Source organism: Salinivibrio sp. YCSC6 (assembly GCF_004916735.1).
Lineage (GTDB): Bacteria > Pseudomonadota > Gammaproteobacteria > Enterobacterales > Vibrionaceae > Salinivibrio > Salinivibrio proteolyticus.
The window spans coordinates 2540398-2562273 of sequence record NZ_CP039516.1 but is presented as its reverse complement, the minus strand read 5'-3'; the positions used below and the strand labels follow the sequence as shown (position 1 = coordinate 2562273).

Here is a 21876-nt window from a genome sequence, read left to right as displayed (position 1 = left end):
GCATGATGAAAGTCGGCATCATCCAGATGAATTCGGGCGCCGATCCGGTGCAGAACATGGACGTACTGCAAACCAGTTTGCAGCGGTTGCATCAACAAGGCGTCAAACTGGCACTGACGCCAGAAAATGCCTTGGTATTTGGTGACAAACAAGATTACCAACGGCATGCCGAGCCGTTAGGACATGGCCCTATCCAGCGCCAACTGGCAGAAATGGCGCACCAGTTCGATATCTGGCTGGTGGTGGGGGCTTTTCCGATCCAAAACGACAATGGCCGTTTGAGTAGCGCAAGCTTGGTGTTCGACAACGCCGGACATTTGCGAGGTAGCTACGATAAGCTCCATATGTTTGATGTGGACGTGGCGGATGCCCATGGACGTTATCGGGAGTCGGACTACTTTCAAGCCGGTGATCAACTTGCCACCGTGGACACGCCATTTGGTTGCTTGGGGTTAAGCATCTGTTATGACGTGCGTTTTGCGCCGCTCTATCATGCGTTGCGCGCGCAAGGCGCCGATATTTTAACTGTGCCGGCGGCGTTCACGCGCGTTACGGGACAGGCGCACTGGGAGGCATTGTTGCGCGCCCGCGCGATTGAAACCCAATGCTGGGTGATTGCTGCCGGGCAGTGTGGTGAGCACAGTAAAGGCCGTCAAACGTGGGGGCATTCGATGATTATCGACCCTTGGGGGCAAGTGGTCGCGTCACTAGGGGACGACCCCGGTGTGACGTGGGCGGAGCTTGATCTAAGCATCGGTGAATCCATTCGCCGTAAAATGCCGGTGCTCGACCACGCTCGGTTGCAAACCCAATTGAAATAGCGCACCCTCGGCGCATCATCTTTTTATCTTTGGCTAGCATAAATAGCCTCAACCAAGAGTAAGCGAATGAGTCTGGAACAGGTCGAAGAAACCTTATTGCGCCCTGCGGGGATCAGTGAGTCGCATCTCCAAGAGACACTGGCTCACCTGAGTGGTCGTCAAATTGACTACGGCGACGTTTTTTTCCAATCAACGTGGCACGAGTCGCTCGTCTTGGAAGATAGCATCATCAAAGACGGCTCGTTCAATATCGATCGAGGTGTAGGTGTACGTGCTATCACGGGTGAGAAAACCGGGTTTGCCTACTCGGACCAACTTAACGCTGATGCCTTAATGCAAAGTGCGACCGCCGCACGCGGGATTGCACCCAAAGGTGGGCAGGGTCAAGTCAGTGCCTTTCGCACGGTTCGAGGTGGTCAATACTATGGCCCGCTTGATCCGCTCGGTAGCCTAACCCGCGAGCAAAAAATCGCATTGCTGAAAGAAATCGACAGCTACATTCGTGCCAAAGAGCCGCGAGTGAAAGAAGTCAGTGCCAGTATTAATGGCTTGTACGAGCAAGTATTGATTGCCGCCACGGATGGAACCTATGCCGCGGATATCCGCCCCCTGGTCCGTTTATCTGTGTCTGTGCTCGTTGAGCAGGATGGACGCCGTGAGCGGGGAAGTGCTGGCGGCGGTGGCCGTTATGGTTACGAGGTGTTCTTGCAAGAGCAAGACGGAAAAAGCACGGCGTTACAGTTTGCTGATGAAGCGATTCGTTTAGCGCTGGTGAACTTGCGTGCAGAAGGCGCCCCTGCTGGCACCATGCCTGTGGTGTTAGGCGCGGGTTGGCCGGGCGTACTATTGCATGAAGCGGTTGGGCATGGCTTGGAGGGCGATTTCAACCGTAAAGAATCGTCTGTCTTCACCGGCAGCCTCGGTGAGCAAGTGACCTCACCGCTTTGCACCATTGTTGATGATGGCACGATGGCGGACCGTCGCGGCTCGCTCAATATCGATGATGAAGGCGTGCCGGGCCAATATAACGTCCTGATCGAAAACGGGGTGCTTAAAGGCTATATGCAAGATAAGCACAACGCGAGCTTGATGGGAGTGGCACCGACCGGAAACGGCCGTCGCGAATCTTACGCGCATTTACCCATGCCTCGTATGACCAATACCTACATGCTGGGTGGCGACAGTACGCCGAGTGATATTATTGCTAGTGTTGAGCACGGTTTGTATGCGCCGAACTTTGGTGGCGGACAAGTGGATATTACCTCGGGTAAATTTGTGTTCTCGACCTCTGAAGCCTATTTAATTGAGAACGGCAAAGTTACCACGCCCGTGAAAGGAGCCACTTTGATTGGCAGTGGTATTGAGGCGATGCAACAAGTGTCGATGGTGGGTAATGATCTCGCGATTGACCGAGGCGTCGGCGTCTGCGGTAAGGCAGGGCAAAGTGTGCCGGTTGGCGTGGGTCAGCCAACGCTGAAACTTGATGCCATGACAGTGGGTGGCACGGAGTCATAAACAAACACGCCAGTGGAGAACACTGGCGTGAGGTTTTACAGGCTTTGGTCGTAAAAGCCTTTAATGTATTGGAAGATCTCGCGATACGCCTTGGGCGGCTTGTTTTGTTGTCGCTCTTTTTTAGCCTGACGGGCAAGCTGGCGTAAGCGTTGGCGGTCGGCCTCTGGATACTGCAACATCACATCGTTGATAGCGTCGTCGCCTTCATCGACAACACGGTCGCGCAGCTTTTCGAGCTTATGCAGCTCAGCACTCTGTTGCGCGTGCTTGTTTTGTAGCTTATCCAGCGCCGCTTGAATCGGCTCAGGGTCGCGAGAGCGCATGAGCTTGCCGACATATTGCAATTGGCGACGACGTGCTTCGTTTTTTAAGCGTTGTGCGTCAACAATGGCGGTGTATAAGTCGTCGTCGAGTGGAAACTTTTCCAACACGGCAGGCTTGAGCTTAACCAGCGCTTCGCCAAGCTCTTGCAGGGCGAGCATATCGCGCTTCATCTCGGATTTACTCACCCAGATGATTTCTTCCTCTTCCTCCCAAGGAGCAGGTTTATTTTTACGGCCCATGTTCAACCTCAATGAGAATGTGCAATGACACTTATGTTAACAAGAAACGCGCACAAACGCGGGCTTTTTTGTCACCGGCTCGCGTGGCCCCGTATTCTAAATTCGAATTTTAATCAGAAAGGTCAACTATGAGTGTAAAACAGCAGGTCGCGGAGCAAGAGCAACACCTACGCCAAGCCGTCAGCCGTGCGTTGGACATGGCCGCGCAACGCAGTGATGCCGCAGAGGTAGCGATCACCAAAAGCACAGGGATCAGCGTCACGTCACGCATGGGTGAAGTGGAGAACGTAGAGTTTAATCGCGATGGTGCCTTGGGAGTGACTGTCTACTGCGATCAGCGTAAAGGTAGCGCATCCACGACAGATCTGTCCGAGCGTGCGATTGCCAAAACGGTCGAAGCCGCGTTGGAAATTGCCAGCTATACCTCACCGGATCCCTTTGGTGGCCCAGCACCAAAACACTTAATGGCCTTTGAGTATCCCGATCTTGATCTGTTTTACCCTGACGAGCCAGAGCCCGATGCTGCAGCCGCATTAGCCATTGAGGCGGAACAAGCCGCGTTAGGTTATGACTCGCGGATCAAATTCAGTGATGGAGCCAGTTACGACAGCCATTACGGAGTCCGTGTGTATGGCAATAGCCACGGCATGCTAGGCAGTTATGCCTCCAGCCGTCAGGCGCTAAGCTGCTCGGTGATCGCGGAAAGTGCCAATGGCATGGAGCGCGATATGAGCTACACGGTTGCGCGCGATAAAGCCGATTTATGGACCCCAACCTCAGTCGGTATCGAAGCGGCAAAACACGCGGTAGCGCGCTTAGACCCACGTAGTCTGGCTACGTGTGAAGTCCCCGTGATGTTTGATGCCAGTGTGGCGACCGGCCTGTTTGGTCATTTGGTGATGGCGATCAGTGGCTCTGCGTTATACCGCAAATCATCCTTTTTACTGGATAAAAAGGATGAACAAATCTTCCCTAACTGGCTCACGATCAATGAGTTACCCCACGTACTTAAAGGGTCGGCCAGCTCGCCGTTTGATAGCGAAGGGGTCAAGACCCAAGACAGACGCATCGTGGAACAAGGGGTATTAAAAACCTATCTAGCGACCAGCTACGCGGCTCGCAAGCTCGATATGGAGCCCACTGGCCACGCTGGCGGTATCCATAACTGGTATGTCAGCCACACCGGCCAAGATGCTGATGCCATGCTGAAAACCTTGGGCACCGGTCTGTTGGTGACTGAGTTAATGGGGCAGGGGGTGAACCCGGTCACTGGCGATTATTCGCGCGGCGCTGCGGGTTTTTGGGTGGAAAACGGTGAAATCCAATATCCAGTCAGCGGCATTACCATCGCGGGGAATTTAAACCAGATGTTCGCCAATATTGTTGCTATCGGCACAGATATTGAGACGCGCAGCCAAATTCAAACCGGCTCAATCATTATTGATGCAATGAAAGTGGCTGGCGAATAATACCCATCACTTCTTCCCTTAGGGCGCCGATTGGCGCCCTTTTTAGTTTACTGCCATGCTAATAGCTGTTAGTCGAGCAGCGAGGGAGCGAGGCATGAACACAAGGCCGTTGCGTGATCTGATTGGAGCGCGTGTATTGGGCGTGCTAGGCACGTATTCCACCCCAGAGAAGATGGGCAGTATGGCGGTGTCGATTTGCGGCGTGGAGCCGCTCAGTGATACCCGGTTGCGCACGATCTTTCCCAAAGGGCATCAATTGAAAGACGGTCAATGGGTCACGTTACATCTCGATAACCGCACCGGGGTGAGTGATTATGACGCCGACCTTAAGGTGTATCGTTTGTCGTTTAAGGGCAAGGTGATTGCCACATCCGCCTTTGAGGTCATGATTGATGCGCTCGAATATCAGGTGGCCTATGGGATGGGCGTGGTGAAGTCTTATCAAGCCCCTGATTATGCTTATCCGTTAGATACGCGTCGGACCGTGGCGTTACCCACCACACCTTTATCGCAAGTCCCGGCGATGGATGACAGTGAGTATGATAATAAAATCGGTGTGCTTTTGACCTATGCACCGAGTCAGCCACATACGACGGTGATGGCGTTTTTATCGTCGGTTGAGGATGACATTTTCTTTATCACCTTTCCCAGTACTTTCAAATCGTTGCTGCTAAAACGCGACAACCGCTGTTACTTTGCGATTGATAGCCGTGCAACTTTTACCTTTGAACAGGCGATTGAATGGAACTACAGCATTATTCGCGGCGAGGTTTATACCGTACCTAAACCGTCGATGATGTTTGATGAGATACGAGAGCGTTTTGTGGCGAAAAACCCGTGGGAAGTGGGCTTTTTTAGCCATCCTGAGGTGGAGATGTACCACCTGAAGGCAGCCAATGTGGTCTGCCCTCGGATGGCATTGGATTAGCGAGTTTTATTGGCTCATCAATAGCGCAATGAGACCCACACCTAAAATCAGGCGGTAAATCACGAACGGTAACATGCCCACACGGGTGACCAGCTTTAAAAACGCATGAATACACGCATAGGCGCTGACAAACGAGACCAAAACGCCAACCCCAATGGGGGCAAACTCAACCGGCACTGGGCTGGTGGCCAGCTGTAAGCCCAGATACGATCCGGCGAGGGTGATGATCGGAATCGACATCAAAAACGAGAACCGTGCGGCGGCTTCTCGAGTGTAGCCTAGCATCAACGCAGCGGTAATGGTGGCGCCCGAACGTGAGGTACCTGGGATCAAAGCAAGTGCTTGAGCGATCCCGATAAACAGCGCACGCGATCGGGTGGTTTGGTACTCATCGCATTGTTGACGCGCATGGCGGTCAGCCCACCAAAGCAGTGCGCCAAATAGTAAGGTGGTAGCGGCAATCACCCACGCTGAACGCAGGTAAAGCTCAATTAAATCTTTAAGAAACAGGCCAGCTACGCAGGCGGGAATGGTCGCCAATACGATCATCCAAGCCAATTGACTATCCCGGCTGTGTTTACCTGTGAACGACGCGAAAAAGGCACCTAACAGTGACACAACTTCACGGCGGAAATAGCCAATCACCGCGGCAAGTGTGCCGACATGAACGGCCACATCGAAGGCTAAGCCTTGGTCGGCCCAGCCAAAAATCTGCGATGGCAAAATGAGGTGGGCAGAGCTGGAAATGGGCAAAAACTCGGTTAAGCCTTGAATAAGGGCAAGGAAAAAGGCTTCAAACATGCTCATGGTAATGATTATTCCTTCAAATACGCAGGGGTCTCGATAGGCCATAGTGGCTGGGCTTGGTCAAATTGCTGCCAAAGCTGCGCAAATGTTCGTCCATCCCCGGGAATTGCTTGATCGGGACACAGTTCAGCGAGCGGCCAAAGGGTGAATGCAAATTTATAAATATCGTTGCGCGGTAAGGCCGGTCCGCTGGACTGACACTGATCGCCAAAGGTCAATAAATCGATGTCCAAGGTACGATCGCGATACTTAACGTCGTCGCGCTGTCGCCCATATCGACTTTCGATATCGCGTATGGTTTGCCAAAAGGTTTCCAGATCGAGTGCCGTGTCGAGCTCAGCGATAAGGTTATAGAAATTCGGCCCTTCAAAGCCGACGGGTTCGGCCTCAAAAATGCGCGAAAAACGGCAGTGTGGGTCTAAGGCTCGTAACGCCTTAACCGCGGCTTGAATATGCAGGTCGCGATCGATGTTTGAGCCAATACTGACTAATGCTTTTGTCACCGTGTGCCTCGCTCTATCACTACGCCAACATTACGCGCTTGGGCGACGGCGCCAGGTTTGGCCACACGCACTTTTACCCAGCTGACGCCAAATTGTGACTGGATTAGCGCGGCGACCTCTTCGGCGACACGCTCGATGAGTGCACAGCGGCTGGCTTGAACATGTGCAATCACAGCCTCACTGACACTGGCATAATCCAGCGCTAAACTGACATCATCACTTTGGGCGGCGGGACGATTGTCGTGCGCCATTTCGATATCAAGTACCAACTTTTGTTGGATGGTTTGTTCCCAATCGTAGACACCGATGGTGGTCACAACGTCGAGTTGTTCTATAAAGACGGAATCCATGTTTTTTCACACTCCGTGACAGGTCGGATACCACTGTGGTAAGAAAGCCCGTATTATCGAGCTTATCGATTGACACTTGGATGCGCGATGCGTTCCGATCCATGTTGCGTCTAATCAAGATCGTGGGCGCACTATAGCAACGAATGCAGCACAAACTCTAGGAATTTCACATGACTGCACTGGCCATTGCCATCATCATCGCTGCCTATTTGCTCGGCTCTGTTTCCAGTGCGGTGCTGGTGTGCCGGGCCTATGGTCTGCCGGATCCTCGCGAACAAGGGTCTGGAAATCCGGGCGCGACCAATGTGTATCGCCTTGGCGGCCGCACGGCCGCGGCATTGGTCTTAGTGTGCGACATGCTCAAAGGGACGATCCCCGTTTGGCTCAGTTATCTTATCGGGATTAATCCGTTTTTGCTTGGCTTGATTGGCATCGCCGCCTGTCTTGGGCACATCTATCCGGTGTTCTTTCATTTTCGAGGCGGCAAAGGTGTAGCGACGGCGCTGGGCGCCATGGCCCCGATAGGACTCAGTCTCACCGGCTTGTTAGTGCTGACTTGGGGAGTGGTGTTGGTGATCACTGGCTATTCGTCATTAAGTGCTATCGTCACCGCCATTTTGGCACCGCTTTTCACTTGGTGGATTAAACCGCAATTTACGATGCCAGTGGCGATGCTTTCTTGCCTGATTTTATTTCGTCACTATGAAAATATTCGTCGCCTACTCGATGGCGAGGAAAAGCCCATTGTACTCAGGCGCTGGCGACGTTAACGGACGTAAAAAAAGCAGCCCAAGGCTGCTTTTTTGCATCATTTAGTCAAGGGTGGCAAGGTATCAATCGGCCAGCGAGGCTGTGCCTTCACCCCCAGTCCCATATGCTCCCCGTTTTTGAGTCGCTGCATCCCCGCATAGGCAATCATGGCGCCGTTATCGGTACAGAACTCGGGACGTGGATAGAAAACATCACCGCCCAGTTTGCGCGTGAGGGTGTCGAGTTTGTCGCGTAAATGACGATTCGCGCTAACGCCGCCAGCAACCACTAATCGATTCATGCCACATTGCTCTAACGCTCGCTTACACTTGATTGCCAGCGTATCCACCACTGCGTCTTGGAAGGCATACGCGATATCCGCACGGGTTTGCGGATCATTGTCATTGGCAGCAATGGTATTCGCGGCAAATGTCTTCAAGCCGGAAAAGCTGAAATCGAGACCGGGGCGATCGGTCATCGGACGCGGGAAGGTGAAGCGACCGTGGGTGCCGTTTTCTGCCAGTTTTGACAGTAAGGGGCCACCGGGATAATCAAGATTCATCAGCTTCGCGGTTTTATCAAACGCTTCACCGGCTGCGTCATCAATCGACTCACCAAGAATGCGGTATTCGCCAATGCCTTTTACTTCGACTAACAGCGTGTGTCCGCCGGAGACGAGCAACGCCACAAAAGGAAAGGGAGGAGGTGTATCTTCTAACATAGGTGCAAGTAAGTGGCCTTCCATATGATGCACTGCCACCGCTGGCACTTGCCATGCGTACGCCAGGCTGCGACCGATGGTGGCACCGACCAGCAGGGCACCGACTAATCCGGGACCGGCGGTATAGGCCACGCCATCGATATCCGCGGGTGTCAGCTGTGCCTCTGCCATCGCTGCTTTGACTAACGGCAAGGTCTTTTTAACATGATCGCGAGAGGCTAACTCAGGGACAACCCCGCCATAATCGGCATGAAGCTTTACCTGACTGTAAAGTTTATGTGACAAAAGCCCGCGTTGATCGTCGTAGATCGCCACGCCAGTTTCGTCACACGATGTCTCTATGCCTAAAATTCGCATCATAACCTCAGGAAAACAGCCGATAGATTGAACGCTTAGGATAAATGAGCACGCTGAGCGTGAAGACCGAAGCGAGAAGACGTTGCCAGCACAGGCTGGCGGTGCGCGCAATCTTACATGGCTTGGAAGTAATTCGCCAGATGTGCTTTACAATGCCCCCCTATTCGGATTAGAATTTCGCACCATTTTTAATCAAGGCTGGCCAATAATTCGCCAGCGATAACTGATAACCCCTGAGGTGAAAGGCACATGCCAGTAGTTAAAGTACGTGAAAACGAACCATTTGACGTAGCATTGCGTCGCTTTAAGCGCTCTTGTGAAAAAGCAGGTATTCTTTCTGAAGTTCGCCGTCGTGAGCACTTCGAAAAGCCAACTACCGTTCGCAAACGCGCTAAAGCCGCTGCTCAAAAACGTCACCTGAAGAAGTTGGCACGCGAAAACCAACGTCGCGTACGTCTGTACTAATTTAGTCAGATTAGGTAGGTGCTATGGAATTGCTTGAACGTCTAAAAGATGCCCAAAAAGCGGCGATGAAAGCGAAAGACAAGACGCGTCTTGGTACGATTCGCCTTCTGATGTCAGCCATTAAACAGCAAGAAGTGGATACCCGTCAGTCATTGAGTGACGAGGACATTCTTGCGGTGCTGACAAAAAGCGTAAAGCAGCGCCGTGATTCTGTAGCCCAATACCAGTCAGCCGGTCGTGATGACCTTGCCGATGCAGAACTCGCAGAAATTGCAGTGATTGAAGAGTTTCTTCCTCAACCACTGAGCGAAGCAGAGGTCGATGCATTGGTAAAAGCTGCCGTTGAAAAAACCGGCGCCGCCTCCATGCAAGACATGGGCAAGGTGATGGGGGTGCTAAAACCTCAAATCCAAGGCCGAGCTGATATGGGAAAAGTTAGCCAACTCGTGAAAGCGAATTTAAGCTAAGTTTTTCCAGACCTTACAACAAGCCGTGCTTTCCGTAATGGACGGCGCGGCTTGTTTGCTTCTCTCCCTATAAATTTCAGGTTATGGCAGGCAGAATCCCGCGCGCATTCATTGACGACTTGCTCTCACGTCTCGACATTGTTGAGATCATAGACGCACGGGTCAAGCTCAAGAAAAAGGGCAAGAATTACAGCGCCTGTTGTCCGTTCCATAACGAAAAAACGCCTTCATTTAGCGTTAGCCAAGAAAAGCAGTTTTACCACTGCTTCGGATGTGGTGTGCACGGTAATGCCATCGATTTTGTGATGGAATTTGATCGATTGGAGTTTCCCGATGCGATCGAAGAGTTAGCGAACACACTGGGTTTAGACGTGCCCCGTGAACAAGCGAATGGCGGGACAGCACGCCCCAGCATTCCCACGGACGATAAACGTCAGATTTATGAAACCATGGAAGCCATTGCACGGACCTACAGCAGCGAGCTGCGAACGGAAGCCGGACAGGTGGCGGTGGATTATCTCAAACAACGTGGTTTATCCGGTGAAGTGGTAAAACAGTTTGGTATTGGGTATGTCCCTGATCATTGGGACACCATTAAGCGACGTTTTGGTCGTAGCCAAGCGGAGCAACGCCAGCTGGTCACCGCCGGCATGTTGATTGAAAACGACAATGGTCGCAGTTATGACCGTTTTCGTGGTCGCGTGATGTTTCCTATCCGCGATCGCCGAGGCCGTGTGATTGGCTTTGGTGGACGGGTGTTAGGGGATGGCACCCCGAAATACCTGAACTCGCCAGAAACGCCGATCTTTCATAAAGGTCGAGAGTTGTATGGCTTGTATGAAGTGATGCAACGTTATCGCCACCCTGAGCGTATCCTCGTGGTTGAAGGCTATATGGATGTGGTGGCACTGGCACAATTTGGCGTCGATTACGCTGTGGCCTCGCTGGGGACATCGACCACAGGGGAGCATATGCAAACCCTGTTTCGGCAAAGTAGTACTATACTTTGCTGCTACGATGGCGATCGGGCAGGCCGAGAAGCGGCATGGCGGGCGATGGAACAAGCACTGCCCTACATGACGGATGGCAGACAGCTCAAGTTTATGTTTTTGCCCGACGGTGAAGATCCGGATTCGATGATCCGCCAAGAGGGCAAAGAAGGGTTTGAACAGCGGTTGAATGAGGCACAAACCCTCTCCACCTTTATGTTCACCACTTTGCTTAAGCAAGTCGACACCAGCAGCCAAGAAGGCAAAGCCAAGCTGGCGAACTTGGCGGTGCCTTTGATTGAAAAAGTGCCCGGAGATACGTTACGCCTTTACCTGCGTAATACACTGGGGCAGAAATTGGGCATCATGGATGACCATCAGCTAGAGACCTTGATCCGCCGCCAAGGACAGCCCGTTAAAGTACATGGGCAATCAGAGATTAAGCGTACGCCGATGCGTGAGGTGATTGCGTTGCTGGTCCAGTACCCGTACTTGGGCCAAGAAGTACCGCCGTTGCCATCAGCGGAGTCGATTGATTTGCCCGGTTTGGCGTTACTCAATTCGATCCTTGAGATCTGTCGAGCGCGCCCCAATATCACTACCGGTCAGTTGCTAGAGCACTGGCGGGGGACAAAACAAGAAGCCTTGCTGGCGCGGTTAGCCGGCTGGGATCTTTATATTGACGATGATAATGCGTCAGAACTTTTTTGCGATTCACTGGATAAAATACTCGCCCAGTGTGTCGAACAACAAATAGCCAAGTTGCAAGCGAAGTCAAATACCGTCGGCTTATCAGTCGAAGAGAAGCGGGAACTGATGCTACTGATACAGAGCCAGTCCGTTTAGAAAGTAGCCAGCAAAGGCGACATTTGTTAAAATTGGCGGTTTGCGTTTCCGCATACTAAATTCTTCACTCAGACCCGAAGTTGGATATCGTCTATGGATCAAAATCCGCAGTCACAGCTAAAGTTGCTTGTTGCAAAAGGCAAGGAACAAGGCTATCTGACCTATGCCGAAGTTAACGACCACCTCCCGGAAGACATTGTCGATTCCGACCAGATAGAAGACATCATTCAGATGATCAATGACATGGGCATTCAAGTGGTAGAAGCCGCGCCCGATGCTGATGAATTGATGATGTCTGAGACCGTGGCCGACGAAGACGCGGTAGAAGCCGCAGCGGCAGCGCTGTCCAGTGTGGAAAGTGAAATTGGCCGTACCACCGATCCTGTGCGCATGTATATGCGTGAAATGGGCACGGTAGAGCTTCTAACCCGTGAGGGCGAGATCGATATCGCCAAGCGTATCGAAGACGGCATTAACCAAGTACAGTGCTCGGTGGCGGAATACCCGGCCTCGATTGCCTCACTGCTTGACCAGTTCGATAAGGTGGAAGCGGAAGAGCTACGCCTGACTGACATCATCTCTGGGTTTATTGATCCAACCCAAGATGACATGGCCCCGACCGCCACCCACATCGGCTCTGAGCTGAGTGAGAAAGAGCTCGCAGAAGAAGATGACGACGACGCTGATGACGACGACGATGATGGTGATAGTGATAGCGAAGAAGATGTCGGTATCGATCCTGAGCTTGCACGCGAGAAGTTTAGCGAGCTCCGTCGTACGTATTCCAATATGGAAGCGGCAATCAACCAGTATGGTCGTTACGATGACCGCACTAAAGCGTCTATCGAAGAGCTGTCGGAAACCTTCAAGCAGTTCCGCTTGGTGCCTAAGCAGTTTGATCGTCTGGTTAACGAAATGCGCCAGACCATGGACAAAGTGCGTACCCAAGAACGCTTGGTAATGCGTCTGTGTGTCGATCAGGCCAAAATGCCGAAGAAAACCTTTGTGCAATTGTTTGCCGGTAACGAATCATCCGATGCATGGATTGATGAAGCGCTATCATCCGGTAAGCCGTATGCAGAGCGTGTGGCGCGTTACGAAGAAGATCTGCGTCGTTGTGTGCAGAAATTAAAAATCATCGAAGAAGAGACGGGCCTGTCTGTTGAGCGTATCAAAGACATTAGCCGTCGCATGTCTATCGGTGAAGCGAAAGCACGTCGCGCGAAGAAAGAGATGGTGGAAGCCAACTTACGTCTGGTTATTTCGATTGCTAAGAAATACACCAACCGTGGCTTACAATTCTTGGATTTGATTCAAGAAGGTAACATTGGCTTGATGAAAGCGGTGGATAAATTTGAATATCGCCGTGGTTATAAGTTCTCAACCTATGCGACTTGGTGGATCCGTCAGGCGATTACTCGCTCGATTGCAGACCAAGCCCGGACGATTCGTATTCCGGTGCACATGATTGAGACCATCAACAAGCTTAACCGCATCTCGCGTCAAATGCTCCAGGAAATGGGCCGTGAGCCACTGCCTGAAGAGTTGGCGGAGCGCATGATGATGCCGGAAGATAAAATCCGCAAAGTCCTCAAGATTGCGAAAGAGCCAATCTCAATGGAAACCCCTATCGGTGATGATGAAGATTCACATCTGGGCGATTTCATTGAAGATACCACCCTTGAGCTACCGATGGACTCAGCGACGTCTAACAACCTGAAAATGGCGACCAATGACGTATTGGCCGGTCTGACACCGCGTGAGGCAAAAGTGCTACGTATGCGCTTTGGTATCGATATGAATACCGACCACACGTTGGAAGAAGTCGGTAAGCAGTTTGATGTTACGCGTGAGCGTATTCGTCAGATTGAAGCGAAAGCACTGCGTAAGCTGCGTCACCCAAGCCGTTCAGAGACATTACGTAGCTTCTTGGACGAGTAAGCGGTAAGCGTTTTGCATTGCCCAATAAAAAGGCGAGCCAATGGCTCGCCTTTTTTAATCGCGGTCAGATTAGGTAATAAACAGGGTGGCAAGGCCAAGAAAGGCAAGGAGTCCAACCACATCAGTAACGGTAGTTAATGCCATGCCACCGGCCAGTGCCGGATCAATATTGTATTTTTTTAACAGAGTCGGGATAGCGACCCCAGCAATCCCAGCGATAAATAAATTCATCATCATCGCACCGGCAATGATCAGCCCAAGCTCAAGATTCCCTTTCCATAGCACTACGACGCCGCCAATAATCATCGACCATACCAAGCCATTGATCAGTCCGACGGTGGCTTCTTTGGCGAGCAGCCAGCGTGTGTTGGAGTCACCAATGTGACCCACGGCTAACCCGCGAATGACCAAGGCAACGGTTTGATTCCCAGCTACACCGCCCATCGAAGGGACGATGGTCATCAACACCGCAATCGCTGCCATCTTATCAAGCGTGCCTTCAAACATGTTCGACACGGAGGCTGCGGTCAGTGCCGCGAGCACATTGATCCCCAGCCAGATGCTGCGACGACGCGCACTTTTAAAGGCGGGCGCAAAGGTGTCTTCCTCATCGTCCAGACCGGCCAAGCCCATCATCGAGTGCTCGGCATCTTCACGAATAATATCGACCACATCATCGATGGTAATACGGCCGACAAGGTGATTTTGTTGGTCGACGACGGGGGCTGAAACCCAGTTACGACGCTCAAAGAGGCTTGCCACATCACCATCGTCCATGGTCACGCTAATGGCTTCATCCGGATCGTCCATAATGTCGACCACTTCGGTATCCGGTTGGTTAACTAACAAGGCGGCAATGGGTAGATTGCCAATCAGTCGGCCATTCGGATCAATCACATAAAGCGCATCTGTGGTATCGGGTAGCTCGCCTCGCATGCGCAGATAACGCAGCACGACATCCACAGTGACGTCGCCCCGAATCGTGACCACGTCGGTGTTCATCATCCCGCCCGCAGAGTCCTCCGGGTAGGAGAGCGCTTGCTGGATGCGCGCGCGGTCTTGTGCGTCCATCTCCGCCAGCACATCTTGTGAGACGTCTTGAGGCAAACTACGCAGTAGATAAGCGACGTCGTCGGTTTCCATCCCCTCGGTGGCGGCGGCAAGTTGCTCAGGCGCCATACGCACCATGATGCCGTCTTTCACATCCTCAGACAGCTCATCGAGGATTTCACCTTGGTCTTCGGGATCCGTCAGTTGCCAGAGAACTAAACGGCCTTTGGGCGGCGAGGCCTCAAGAAGGTGGGCGATGTCTTCCGGCTCCATGTCTTCCAACATGCGGCGCACGCGGACAAACATGCCTTGTTCCAGCAGTTGGCTAACTTCTTGTAGCCGTTGGTGGGTTTGATTGCTTTGTTCTTGTTCTGTCGTTTCTGCCATAGGCAACATCCCCCATTGCAATGTCTGAAATTCTAACGCAATCAGGGGAGTCTGTCGCATGACAAATGGGTTGCGTGTCAGTATAAGAAAGGAATTGCGTGCTGTTCAGCGCAGTGGGCGGTTAACTTTCTTCGTCAAATCCGGCATCGAACAGCGCTTTTACCGCGTTTAAAGCCGGTTCGGCTTGTGGACCCGTGGCGGTGAGAGTGATGGTTTGTCCTTGAGCCGATTCCAGCATCAGCATTGCCATCACACTATCGGCCGTGGCGCGCTTATCGCCACTTTGCAGCTCAATGGTGGCGTCATAGGCTTGGATCAGCTCAACCAGCTTCATCGCGGCCCGCGCATGTAAGCCCAGTCGGTTACGCACACACACATCCGTGTGCAGGGTGGTCATGACGATTGCTCCAAGGTGCGATGGCGAATTTGCACTTTTTCGCCGAGCTCCGTGAAATAGTCAGCCAGATATTGCGCTATATACACAGAGCGGTGTTTACCGCCCGTGCATCCAATAGCAACGGTAACATAACTACGATTATTGTTTTTCAATGCGGGCAGCCAAGATTCAAGAAAGCCTTTGATTTGTGCAATCACCATTGCGACATCGGGTTGCGCGGCGAGGAACATGCGTACGGGCTTTTCTAAGCCGGTATGAGGGCGCAGGGTCGGCTCCCAATGCGGGTTGGGCAAAAAGCGAACATCAAACACATAGTCGGCATCGGCGGGTAAGCCATGCTTAAAACCGAACGATTCAAACACCATCACCAAATCGCCACTGGCGCGGCCCAATACCAGTGAGCGCACCGACTCACTTAAGTCGTGAATCGACAGCCCCGTGGTATTAATCACGCGGTCGGCATGTTCTTTGATGGGCGCCATTTGTTGCTTTTCGGCTTGAATGGCTTGCTCAAGAGACAGGTTTTGGCGCGACAGGGGATGCAAGCGGCGTGTTTCACTAAAGCGTTTAATCAGATCCTTGTCATCTGCATCCAGGTAGTACAAGGTGACATCGCACACTTCCCGCAACGCGGCCAGGGTGTCAGCAATAGGCTCATTCGCGTTAGGCAGGTTGCGAATGTCCAAGCTGACCGCAATTTTGGCTTCGGCATCTTCTTGCGACGTGACGAAGTCGCGCAACAGATTCACAGGGAGATTATCAACGCAGTAATACCCGAGATCTTCGAGCACCCGCAACGCCACAGACTTGCCTGACCCCGAACGGCCACTGACAATTTTCAGCATCATAATAGACTCCCGTCAGCCCTTACTCGTTATTGAGTCATGATATTGTACAGCTCTTGGTCCGAGTCTGCATTGCGAAGCTGTCGGCATAGCTGTTTATCATTGAGCTTTTCGGCGATGGCCGAGAGGGTTTGGAGGTGGTATTTACACTGTTCGTCCGGAACGAGTAGCGCGAAGAGCAAATCAACGGGGCGCTTGTCGATAGCGTCGAACTCAATCGGCTCTGCACATTGCAACAGCACGCCAATGGCATGATCACTGTCCGTAATACGGCCGTGTGGAATGGCAATCCCTGAGCCGATACCTGTGGTGCCCAGCTTTTCACGACTTAGCATGCATTCAAACAATTGTTGCGCGTTGATCCCCAACTTGTCCGCAGCCACTTGGCTAATGATTTCAAGGGCGCGTTTCTTGCTGGAACAGTGGACGGCACTGCGCGTGCAGTCCACTGTGAGTACGTCTTTAAGTTCCATAGCTTAATGCTGTTTGAGCTTCTCTTTGTGTTTACTCAATTGCTTGACCAACTTGTCGGTCAACCCATCAATGGCCGCATACATATCTTGCGACTGCGCTTTAGCATGAATCTCTCCATTGTTGACATGGAGCGTCGCTTCAGCAATTTGGTCGAGCTTTTGGACCGTCAACACAACGTGGACATTATTAATGTGCTCGAAAAAGCGCTCGAGTTTAGCAAACTTTGTATCCACATACTCGCGTATTGGTGGCGTGATTTCGACATGATGTCCGGTCAGGTTGATTTGCATACACATCTTCCTTCTGTTGAGGCGCCTAAAGCAGGCGCTTGCGCTGGTTTGACGGCGCAATACCGAGCGACTCCCGATACTTAGCGATGGTCCGTCGTGCAACTTTGATGCCTTGCTCAGCTAACAAGGCGGCAATTTTGCTATCACTGAGGGGCTTGTTGGCAGGCTCCGCTGCCACCAACTTTTTGATCAGGGCACGAATGGCTGTCGAAGAGCATTCGCCGCCATTGTCCGTGCTCACGTGGCTTGAGAAGAAGTACTTCAACTCAAAAATACCGCGTGGCGTATGCATAAATTTTTGGGTGGTGACACGAGAGATGGTCGACTCGTGCATGTCGACGTCCATGGCGATGTCGTTAAGTACCATGGGTTTCATGGCTTCTTCGCCATACTCAAAGAAATCTTGTTGATGTTCGACAATACAGCGGGCCACCTTCAATAGGGTCTCATTGCGGCTTTCGAGGCTTTTAATCAGCCACTTGGCTTCTTGCAAATGGGAGCGAATAAACTGACTGTCTGACGGGCTACAGCCGTTACGACCATAAGCGGCATATTGCTCATTGACCTTAAGCTTAGGAACGCTATCTGGGTTGATTTGAACCACCCATTTGCCGTGGTGCTTAAACACGGAGACATCGGGGACCACGTACTCCGCTTCGTTAGTCACGATCAGGTTACCCGGACGTGGCTCAAGACTATGGATCAGTTGCATCACGGCTTTCAGATCCGGCTCTTTTAGACGGGTATCTCGCATCAGTTGACGATAGTCGCGGTTGGCGAGCAAATCCATATGTTGGGTGAGCACGGTACGTGCCTCATCCAGCCAGGGCGTTTCTGGGTTGTATGTCGCTAATTGGAGCAATAAGCACTCTTGTAGCGAGCGAGAGGCTACACCCAATGGATCAAAGTGTTGAACACGTTTTAATACGGCTTCCACTTCGTCAAGCTCAATCTCATCACTGCCCAAGCTTTCTAAGATCTCATCAGTGGTGACTGACAGGTAGCCTTGATCGTCCACCGCATCGATGATCGCCAAGGCAATGGCTTGATCCGTCTCCGAGAAGGGGGTGAGGTCGAGCTGCCATTTTAGGTAGTCGTAAAGGCTTTCGGTGGTTTCACCTTGATACACGGGAAGCTCGTCGCCGCCCGAGGCAATGCCAGTACTGCCTGTCCCTGCGCTATAGACGTCATCCCAAGTGGTATCCACCGGCAACTCGTCAGGCATTTCGTTTTTCTCGAAGGCGTCTGAGGTTTCTAACGTGTCGGCGCTGGCGGTGGCGGTTTCCGTGGTGTCGTTATCGTTACGCTCCGCGGCTTCTTGTTCTTGACCCTCGTCTTGTTCCAACAGCGGGTTGGTTTCCAACGCTTCTTGGATCTCTTGCTGCAAATCTAGCGTCGACAACTGCAGCAGGCGAATAGCCTGCTGTAGCTGCGGTGTCATTGCGAGTTGTTGTCCAAGCTTGAGCTGAAGCGTGGGTTTCATAGGGGCGTTACACCTTTCCTTTTACAACGACCAATGAGGTTAAAAACGCTTGCTCTGAGATGCAGGGCAAGCGCTCTATTAATAACTATAGCCGTGATTGGCAGATTTTAGCGTGAGCGAGTCCACTATAGCTTGAACTGATCACCGAGATAGACACGTTTGACGTGCTCGTCATTCAGCACTTCATCAGGGGTGCCGTGCGCAATCAAGTGTCCTTGGCTGACAATGTAAGCATGCTCACAGACACTCAAGGTTTCACGAACATTGTGGTCGGTGATCAGCACGCCCAAGCCACGATCGCGTAGGTGTTCGATGATCTTTTTAATGTCGATCACGGAGATCGGATCGACGCCTGCAAACGGCTCATCAAGTAAAATAAATTTCGGGTTAGCGGCGAGGGCTCGTGCAATTTCGACACGGCGTCGTTCGCCCCCTGACAGCGCCATGCCAAGACTATCGCGGATATGCTGAATATTAAATTCATCCAACAAATCTTCGGCTTTATCTTGACGCTCCTCTTTGGTGAGGGATTTTCGCGTTTGCAGTACCGCCATCAAATTGTCGTAGACGGTGAGCTTGCGAAAAATCGAGGCCTCTTGCGGCAAATAACCGATGCCAAGACGTGAACGGTTATGCATCGGCTGAATGCTAATGTCTTGATCGTCGATAAAAATTGCCCCTTCGTCGCGAGCGACAAGACCGACGATCATGTAAAACGATGTGGTTTTACCTGCACCATTTGGGCCGAGTAGCCCGACGATCTCGCCGGATTTTACTTCCAGACTGACATCGGCGACGACTTTTCGTCCTTTATAACTTTTCGCCAAATTGGCCGCTTTTAACGTTGCCATAGGGCCTCTTATTGCGATTCTGACTCAGATGGGCTTTTGGTGGTCGGCTGCAAGATGGTTGTGACTCGCTTATTGCTGTCACTTTCTGCGACCAATTGCTGCTTATCAATTTGATAGGTGATCACATTGCCTTCGACTTGATTACCCGCCTGTTCCAGCATGGCATTGGTCGACATTTTCAAAAACTCGTTGCCCACTTCATAGCGCAACTTATAGGCTTCACCGTGCAGCTTTTTACCATCATCCATGGTCTGCTCGAAGGTTGCGGGTTTACCGAACGCTTCAATGGTTTCATCGCCTTCTTGGCCTTGAGGGCGGATCACGACCAGCTTGTCGGCCAGAATTTTAATGCTACCTTGGGTCAGCACAACATCTTGGGTAAAAGTCACCGTGTTGGTGGCCATGTCCAAATGCTGGCTCTCAGATTGAATATAAATAGGCTGCTCTGTGTCGCTACTCAATGCTAATGAGTAGTGCGAAAACAGCAACATGGCACCTGCCAGTGCTTTAACGAGGGGTCGTTTCATATCGGCCTTTAACATCGTTTAACAGTTCCATCTGGTGGTTACCGAAGTTCCCTTTCACGCGTTGTCCTTCGGTTTGAAAGCCAACGCCAGTGATGGTGGTGGGACGGTCGGACCAAAAGTCTCGCGTGGTCAGGTCCAACGTCACGGTTTCGGTGGCTACCGAATGAATTTGCGCGTTCGGTAGCAAGTTAAAAATTCGCACTTTGCCTGTCATCGTCAATATGTGCTTATCAGACAGCACCGCATAGTTTGCACTGATGCGCCACTCTTCGTCTTTGCCATTATGATAGGTCCACAAGACAGGCTCGTTAAAGTGGGTTTCATCAATATTGGCGTAGTGCTCTAAGTGCTCAGCGTCAACGGTATAGCTGCGTATCCCATCGGCGTTGTATTGCACGGTTTTAATTTGTTCACCGGTAAACAGAGGCTTTTCTGCGTCCGGCTCCACTTGTACTGTACGCTCCCAGACATGTTGAGAAAGCAGATAATAGCCGGTTAGGGCACACAGTACTATCAGCACCAGCATGCTGAGCCGCTGCATCATACGCTTAAGCCCTTATGCTGATCGAGCTCGCCTCGAGCCTCGAGGATCAGATCGCAGACTTCACGGACTGCGCCGAACCCACCACGAATTTGGGTCACCAGATCGGCGCGTCGTTGTAATAGCGGGTGACCGTCTGCCACACAGACCGCGAGGCCGACTTTTGCCATGACGGGCCAATCAATCAAGTCATCACCGATATACGCGGTGTGCTCAGGGTCAACGTTGCATTGCTGACAAAGATCGTCGTACGCAGCTAGCTTGTCACTTTGTCCTTGATAGACATGACGGACCCCTAAGGCGTTCATTCTATTTTCGACAATCTTAGACTGTCGACCTGTGATCACTGCGACCTCAATGCCCGCGTTCATCAAGGCTTTGATGCCGTACCCGTCACGGGTGTGAAAGGCCTTCAGCTCCTCGCCTTGATTGCCCATATACACGCGACCATCGGAGAAAACGCCATCGACATCGCAAATCAGTAGCTGGATCGTCGCCGCGCGTTCGAACAGGGTGGTGGCAACAGGGCCATATAAGGTGTCAGTCACAGGTGCGGACATTACATTACTCCGGCTTTCAAAAGGTCATGCATGTTGAGGGCGCCAAGAAGCTGGCCATTTTTCGCTACCAGCAGCCCGTTAATTTTACGCTCCTCCATGAGTTTGAGTCCTTCTGCCGCCAGCAGTTCCGGTTCAATGGTGATCGGGTTGGCGGACATCACCTCGCCAATGGCGGTGGTGTGTAAATCAATGCGTTGATCGAGTAAGCGGCGTAGATCGCCATCGGTAAAGACACCGGCTAACTGTTGCTCTGCATCGACCACGGCGGTCATTCCGAGGCCTTTTTCGGACACTTCCAGTAACGCATCGCGCACGGTGGCATTGTCTGGCACCACGGGTAAACGCTCGCCTTGATGCATCAGATCGCTAATACGTAATAGTAGTTTGCGTCCTAATGCGCCGCCCGGATGAGACAGGGCAAAGTCATCGGCGGTAAAACCTTTTGCTTGCATCAGTGCCATGGCGAGCGCGTCGCCCATCACCAAGGTGGCTGTGGTGCTCGATGTAGGCGCAAGCTTAAGGGGGCACGCCTCTTTGGGGACGTGAATATTGAGATGGACCTTGGCGAGTTGCCCCATACTCGAGTCGGGGTTGCCCGTCATACAGACTAACGGGATCCCGAGACGTTTAATCACCGGCAGTAAGGTAAGAATTTCACCGGCTTCGCCCGAGTTGGAAATGGCTAACACCACGTCGCCTTGATTGATCATCCCGAGGTCACCGTGACTTGCCTCACCCGGATGGACGAAAAACGCAGGGGTTCCTGTGCTTGCAAGGGTGGCTGCAATCTTACGGCCGATATGGCCCGATTTGCCCATTCCCATCACCACCACTTTGCCAGTGGCGTTCAAGATTAATCGACAGGCGGCATCAAAATGCTCGTCAATCGCCGTTTTGAGTTGTGCAATCGCATCTTGCTCAATGGTAAGCACATCAAGCCCTGCGCGACGAAAATCAAATTCACTCATCACCATGTCCG

24 protein-coding genes and 1 pseudogene are annotated in these 21876 nt (G+C 52.1%); 9 read left to right on the top strand and 16 right to left on the bottom strand.

Annotated features, from left to right (window positions below; all coding sequences use genetic code 11):
- Window positions 1-2 precede the first annotated feature (2 nt).
- Complete coding sequence (locus E8E00_RS11880; protein WP_096630703.1) at window positions 3-821, top strand: carbon-nitrogen hydrolase family protein; 819 nt, start codon at window positions 3-5, stop codon at window positions 819-821.
- Window positions 822-887: 66 nt separating this feature from the next.
- Window positions 888-2336, top strand: a complete 1449-nt coding sequence (tldD, locus tag E8E00_RS11875; protein ID WP_077641062.1) for a metalloprotease TldD — start codon at window positions 888-890, stop codon at window positions 2334-2336.
- A 35-nt stretch (window positions 2337-2371) separates the two neighbouring features.
- On the opposite strand, the gene yjgA is transcribed toward tldD, so the two are convergent.
- Window positions 2372-2899: a ribosome biogenesis factor YjgA gene (yjgA, locus tag E8E00_RS11870; RefSeq protein WP_069588156.1), complete on the bottom strand. Its 528-nt coding sequence runs from the start codon at window positions 2897-2899 to the stop codon at window positions 2372-2374.
- Window positions 2900-3027: 128 nt separating this feature from the next.
- Here yjgA and pmbA point away from each other — a divergent pair, with 128 nt between their 5' ends.
- Together pmbA and E8E00_RS11860 are read left to right on the top strand one after the other, a co-directional pair.
- Window positions 3028-4368 (top strand): metalloprotease PmbA, encoded by a 1341-nt coding sequence (pmbA, locus tag E8E00_RS11865; protein ID WP_069588153.1) that lies wholly within the window; start codon window positions 3028-3030, stop codon window positions 4366-4368.
- A gap of 94 nt (window positions 4369-4462) precedes the next feature.
- Window positions 4463-5296: a hypothetical protein gene (locus tag E8E00_RS11860; RefSeq protein ID WP_077479467.1), complete on the top strand. Its 834-nt coding sequence runs from the start codon at window positions 4463-4465 to the stop codon at window positions 5294-5296.
- A 6-nt stretch (window positions 5297-5302) separates the two neighbouring features.
- On the opposite strand, the gene E8E00_RS11855 is transcribed toward E8E00_RS11860, so the two are convergent.
- The 3 genes from E8E00_RS11855 to folB are packed head-to-tail and all read right to left on the bottom strand — an operon-like array spanning window position 5303 to window position 6956.
- Complete coding sequence (locus E8E00_RS11855) at window positions 5303-6103, bottom strand: undecaprenyl-diphosphate phosphatase (protein WP_077479466.1); 801 nt, start codon at window positions 6101-6103, stop codon at window positions 5303-5305.
- 8 nt (window positions 6104-6111) lie between these two features.
- Window positions 6112-6606: a 2-amino-4-hydroxy-6-hydroxymethyldihydropteridine diphosphokinase gene (gene folK / locus E8E00_RS11850; protein WP_077456352.1), complete on the bottom strand. Its 495-nt coding sequence runs from the start codon at window positions 6604-6606 to the stop codon at window positions 6112-6114.
- Window positions 6603-6956 carry a dihydroneopterin aldolase gene (folB, locus tag E8E00_RS11845; RefSeq protein WP_069588147.1) on the bottom strand — a complete coding sequence of 118 codons (354 nt, stop codon included), beginning with the start codon at window positions 6954-6956 and terminating at the stop codon, window positions 6603-6605. The genes folK and folB overlap by 4 nt, the downstream gene beginning before the upstream one ends.
- A gap of 170 nt (window positions 6957-7126) precedes the next feature.
- On the opposite strand from folB, the gene plsY reads away from it, so the two are divergent.
- The gene (gene plsY, locus E8E00_RS11840) at window positions 7127-7726 is read left to right on the top strand and encodes a glycerol-3-phosphate 1-O-acyltransferase PlsY (RefSeq protein WP_069588145.1); all 600 of its coding nucleotides are present in this window, start codon (window positions 7127-7129) and stop codon (window positions 7724-7726) included.
- A 38-nt stretch (window positions 7727-7764) separates the two neighbouring features.
- Here the strand turns inward: plsY and tsaD are convergent, their stop codons facing one another.
- On the bottom strand, window positions 7765-8784 hold the full coding sequence (gene tsaD, locus E8E00_RS11835) for a tRNA (adenosine(37)-N6)-threonylcarbamoyltransferase complex transferase subunit TsaD (protein ID WP_069588143.1): 1020 nt from the start codon (window positions 8782-8784) through the stop codon (window positions 7765-7767).
- A 249-nt stretch (window positions 8785-9033) separates the two neighbouring features.
- On the opposite strand from tsaD, the gene rpsU reads away from it, so the two are divergent.
- The 4 genes and pseudogenes from rpsU to rpoD all read left to right on the top strand — a co-directional run.
- Window positions 9034-9249, top strand: a complete 216-nt coding sequence (rpsU, locus tag E8E00_RS11830; protein ID WP_069588141.1) for a 30S ribosomal protein S21 — start codon at window positions 9034-9036, stop codon at window positions 9247-9249.
- Between the two features lie 23 nt (window positions 9250-9272).
- Window positions 9273-9716 carry a GatB/YqeY domain-containing protein gene (locus E8E00_RS11825; RefSeq protein WP_069588140.1) on the top strand — a complete coding sequence of 148 codons (444 nt, stop codon included), beginning with the start codon at window positions 9273-9275 and terminating at the stop codon, window positions 9714-9716.
- An 83-nt stretch (window positions 9717-9799) separates the two neighbouring features.
- On the top strand, window positions 9800-11551 hold the full coding sequence (dnaG, locus tag E8E00_RS11820; protein ID WP_096630706.1) for a DNA primase: 1752 nt from the start codon (window positions 9800-9802) through the stop codon (window positions 11549-11551).
- An 81-nt stretch (window positions 11552-11632) separates the two neighbouring features.
- Window positions 11633-13492: pseudogene (rpoD, locus tag E8E00_RS11815) on the top strand (RNA polymerase sigma factor RpoD); the annotation flags it as partial.
- A gap of 69 nt (window positions 13493-13561) precedes the next feature.
- On the opposite strand, the gene mgtE reads toward rpoD, so the two are convergent.
- The 11 genes from mgtE to E8E00_RS11760 form a co-directional block, all read right to left on the bottom strand.
- On the bottom strand, window positions 13562-14929 hold the full coding sequence (gene mgtE / locus E8E00_RS11810; protein ID WP_069588135.1) for a magnesium transporter: 1368 nt from the start codon (window positions 14927-14929) through the stop codon (window positions 13562-13564).
- Window positions 14930-15050: 121 nt separating this feature from the next.
- Window positions 15051-15326: an HPr family phosphocarrier protein gene (locus tag E8E00_RS11805; protein ID WP_069588134.1), complete on the bottom strand. Its 276-nt coding sequence runs from the start codon at window positions 15324-15326 to the stop codon at window positions 15051-15053.
- A complete protein-coding gene (gene rapZ / locus E8E00_RS11800; RefSeq protein ID WP_069588131.1) occupies window positions 15323-16174 on the bottom strand; it encodes an RNase adapter RapZ in 852 nt (283 codons plus the stop codon). Before rapZ ends, E8E00_RS11805 begins: the two co-directional genes overlap by 4 nt.
- Window positions 16175-16200: 26 nt before the next feature.
- Entirely contained in the window at window positions 16201-16644 is a 444-nt protein-coding gene (gene ptsN / locus E8E00_RS11795; RefSeq protein WP_069588129.1) for a PTS IIA-like nitrogen regulatory protein PtsN, read from the bottom strand.
- A 3-nt stretch (window positions 16645-16647) separates the two neighbouring features.
- Entirely contained in the window at window positions 16648-16935 is a 288-nt protein-coding gene (gene hpf / locus E8E00_RS11790) for a ribosome hibernation promoting factor (protein ID WP_069588127.1), read from the bottom strand.
- 25 nt (window positions 16936-16960) lie between these two features.
- Complete coding sequence (locus E8E00_RS11785) at window positions 16961-18418, bottom strand: RNA polymerase factor sigma-54 (protein WP_096630708.1); 1458 nt, start codon at window positions 18416-18418, stop codon at window positions 16961-16963.
- Between the two features lie 125 nt (window positions 18419-18543).
- Complete coding sequence (gene lptB, locus E8E00_RS11780) at window positions 18544-19269, bottom strand: LPS export ABC transporter ATP-binding protein (protein ID WP_069588123.1); 726 nt, start codon at window positions 19267-19269, stop codon at window positions 18544-18546.
- An 8-nt stretch (window positions 19270-19277) separates the two neighbouring features.
- Window positions 19278-19796, bottom strand: coding sequence for a lipopolysaccharide transport periplasmic protein LptA (gene lptA, locus E8E00_RS11775; RefSeq protein ID WP_077662373.1), 519 nt, complete (start codon window positions 19794-19796; stop codon window positions 19278-19280).
- Window positions 19777-20340: an LPS export ABC transporter periplasmic protein LptC gene (gene lptC / locus E8E00_RS11770; RefSeq protein ID WP_096630711.1), complete on the bottom strand. Its 564-nt coding sequence runs from the start codon at window positions 20338-20340 to the stop codon at window positions 19777-19779. The genes lptA and lptC overlap by 20 nt, the downstream gene beginning before the upstream one ends.
- Window positions 20337-20897, bottom strand: coding sequence for a 3-deoxy-manno-octulosonate-8-phosphatase KdsC (kdsC, locus tag E8E00_RS11765; protein WP_096630714.1), 561 nt, complete (start codon window positions 20895-20897; stop codon window positions 20337-20339). Before kdsC ends, lptC begins: the two co-directional genes overlap by 4 nt.
- A complete protein-coding gene (locus E8E00_RS11760) occupies window positions 20897-21865 on the bottom strand; it encodes a KpsF/GutQ family sugar-phosphate isomerase (RefSeq protein ID WP_069588204.1) in 969 nt (322 codons plus the stop codon). Before E8E00_RS11760 ends, kdsC begins: the two co-directional genes overlap by 1 nt.
- Window positions 21866-21876: the final 11 nt, after the last annotated feature.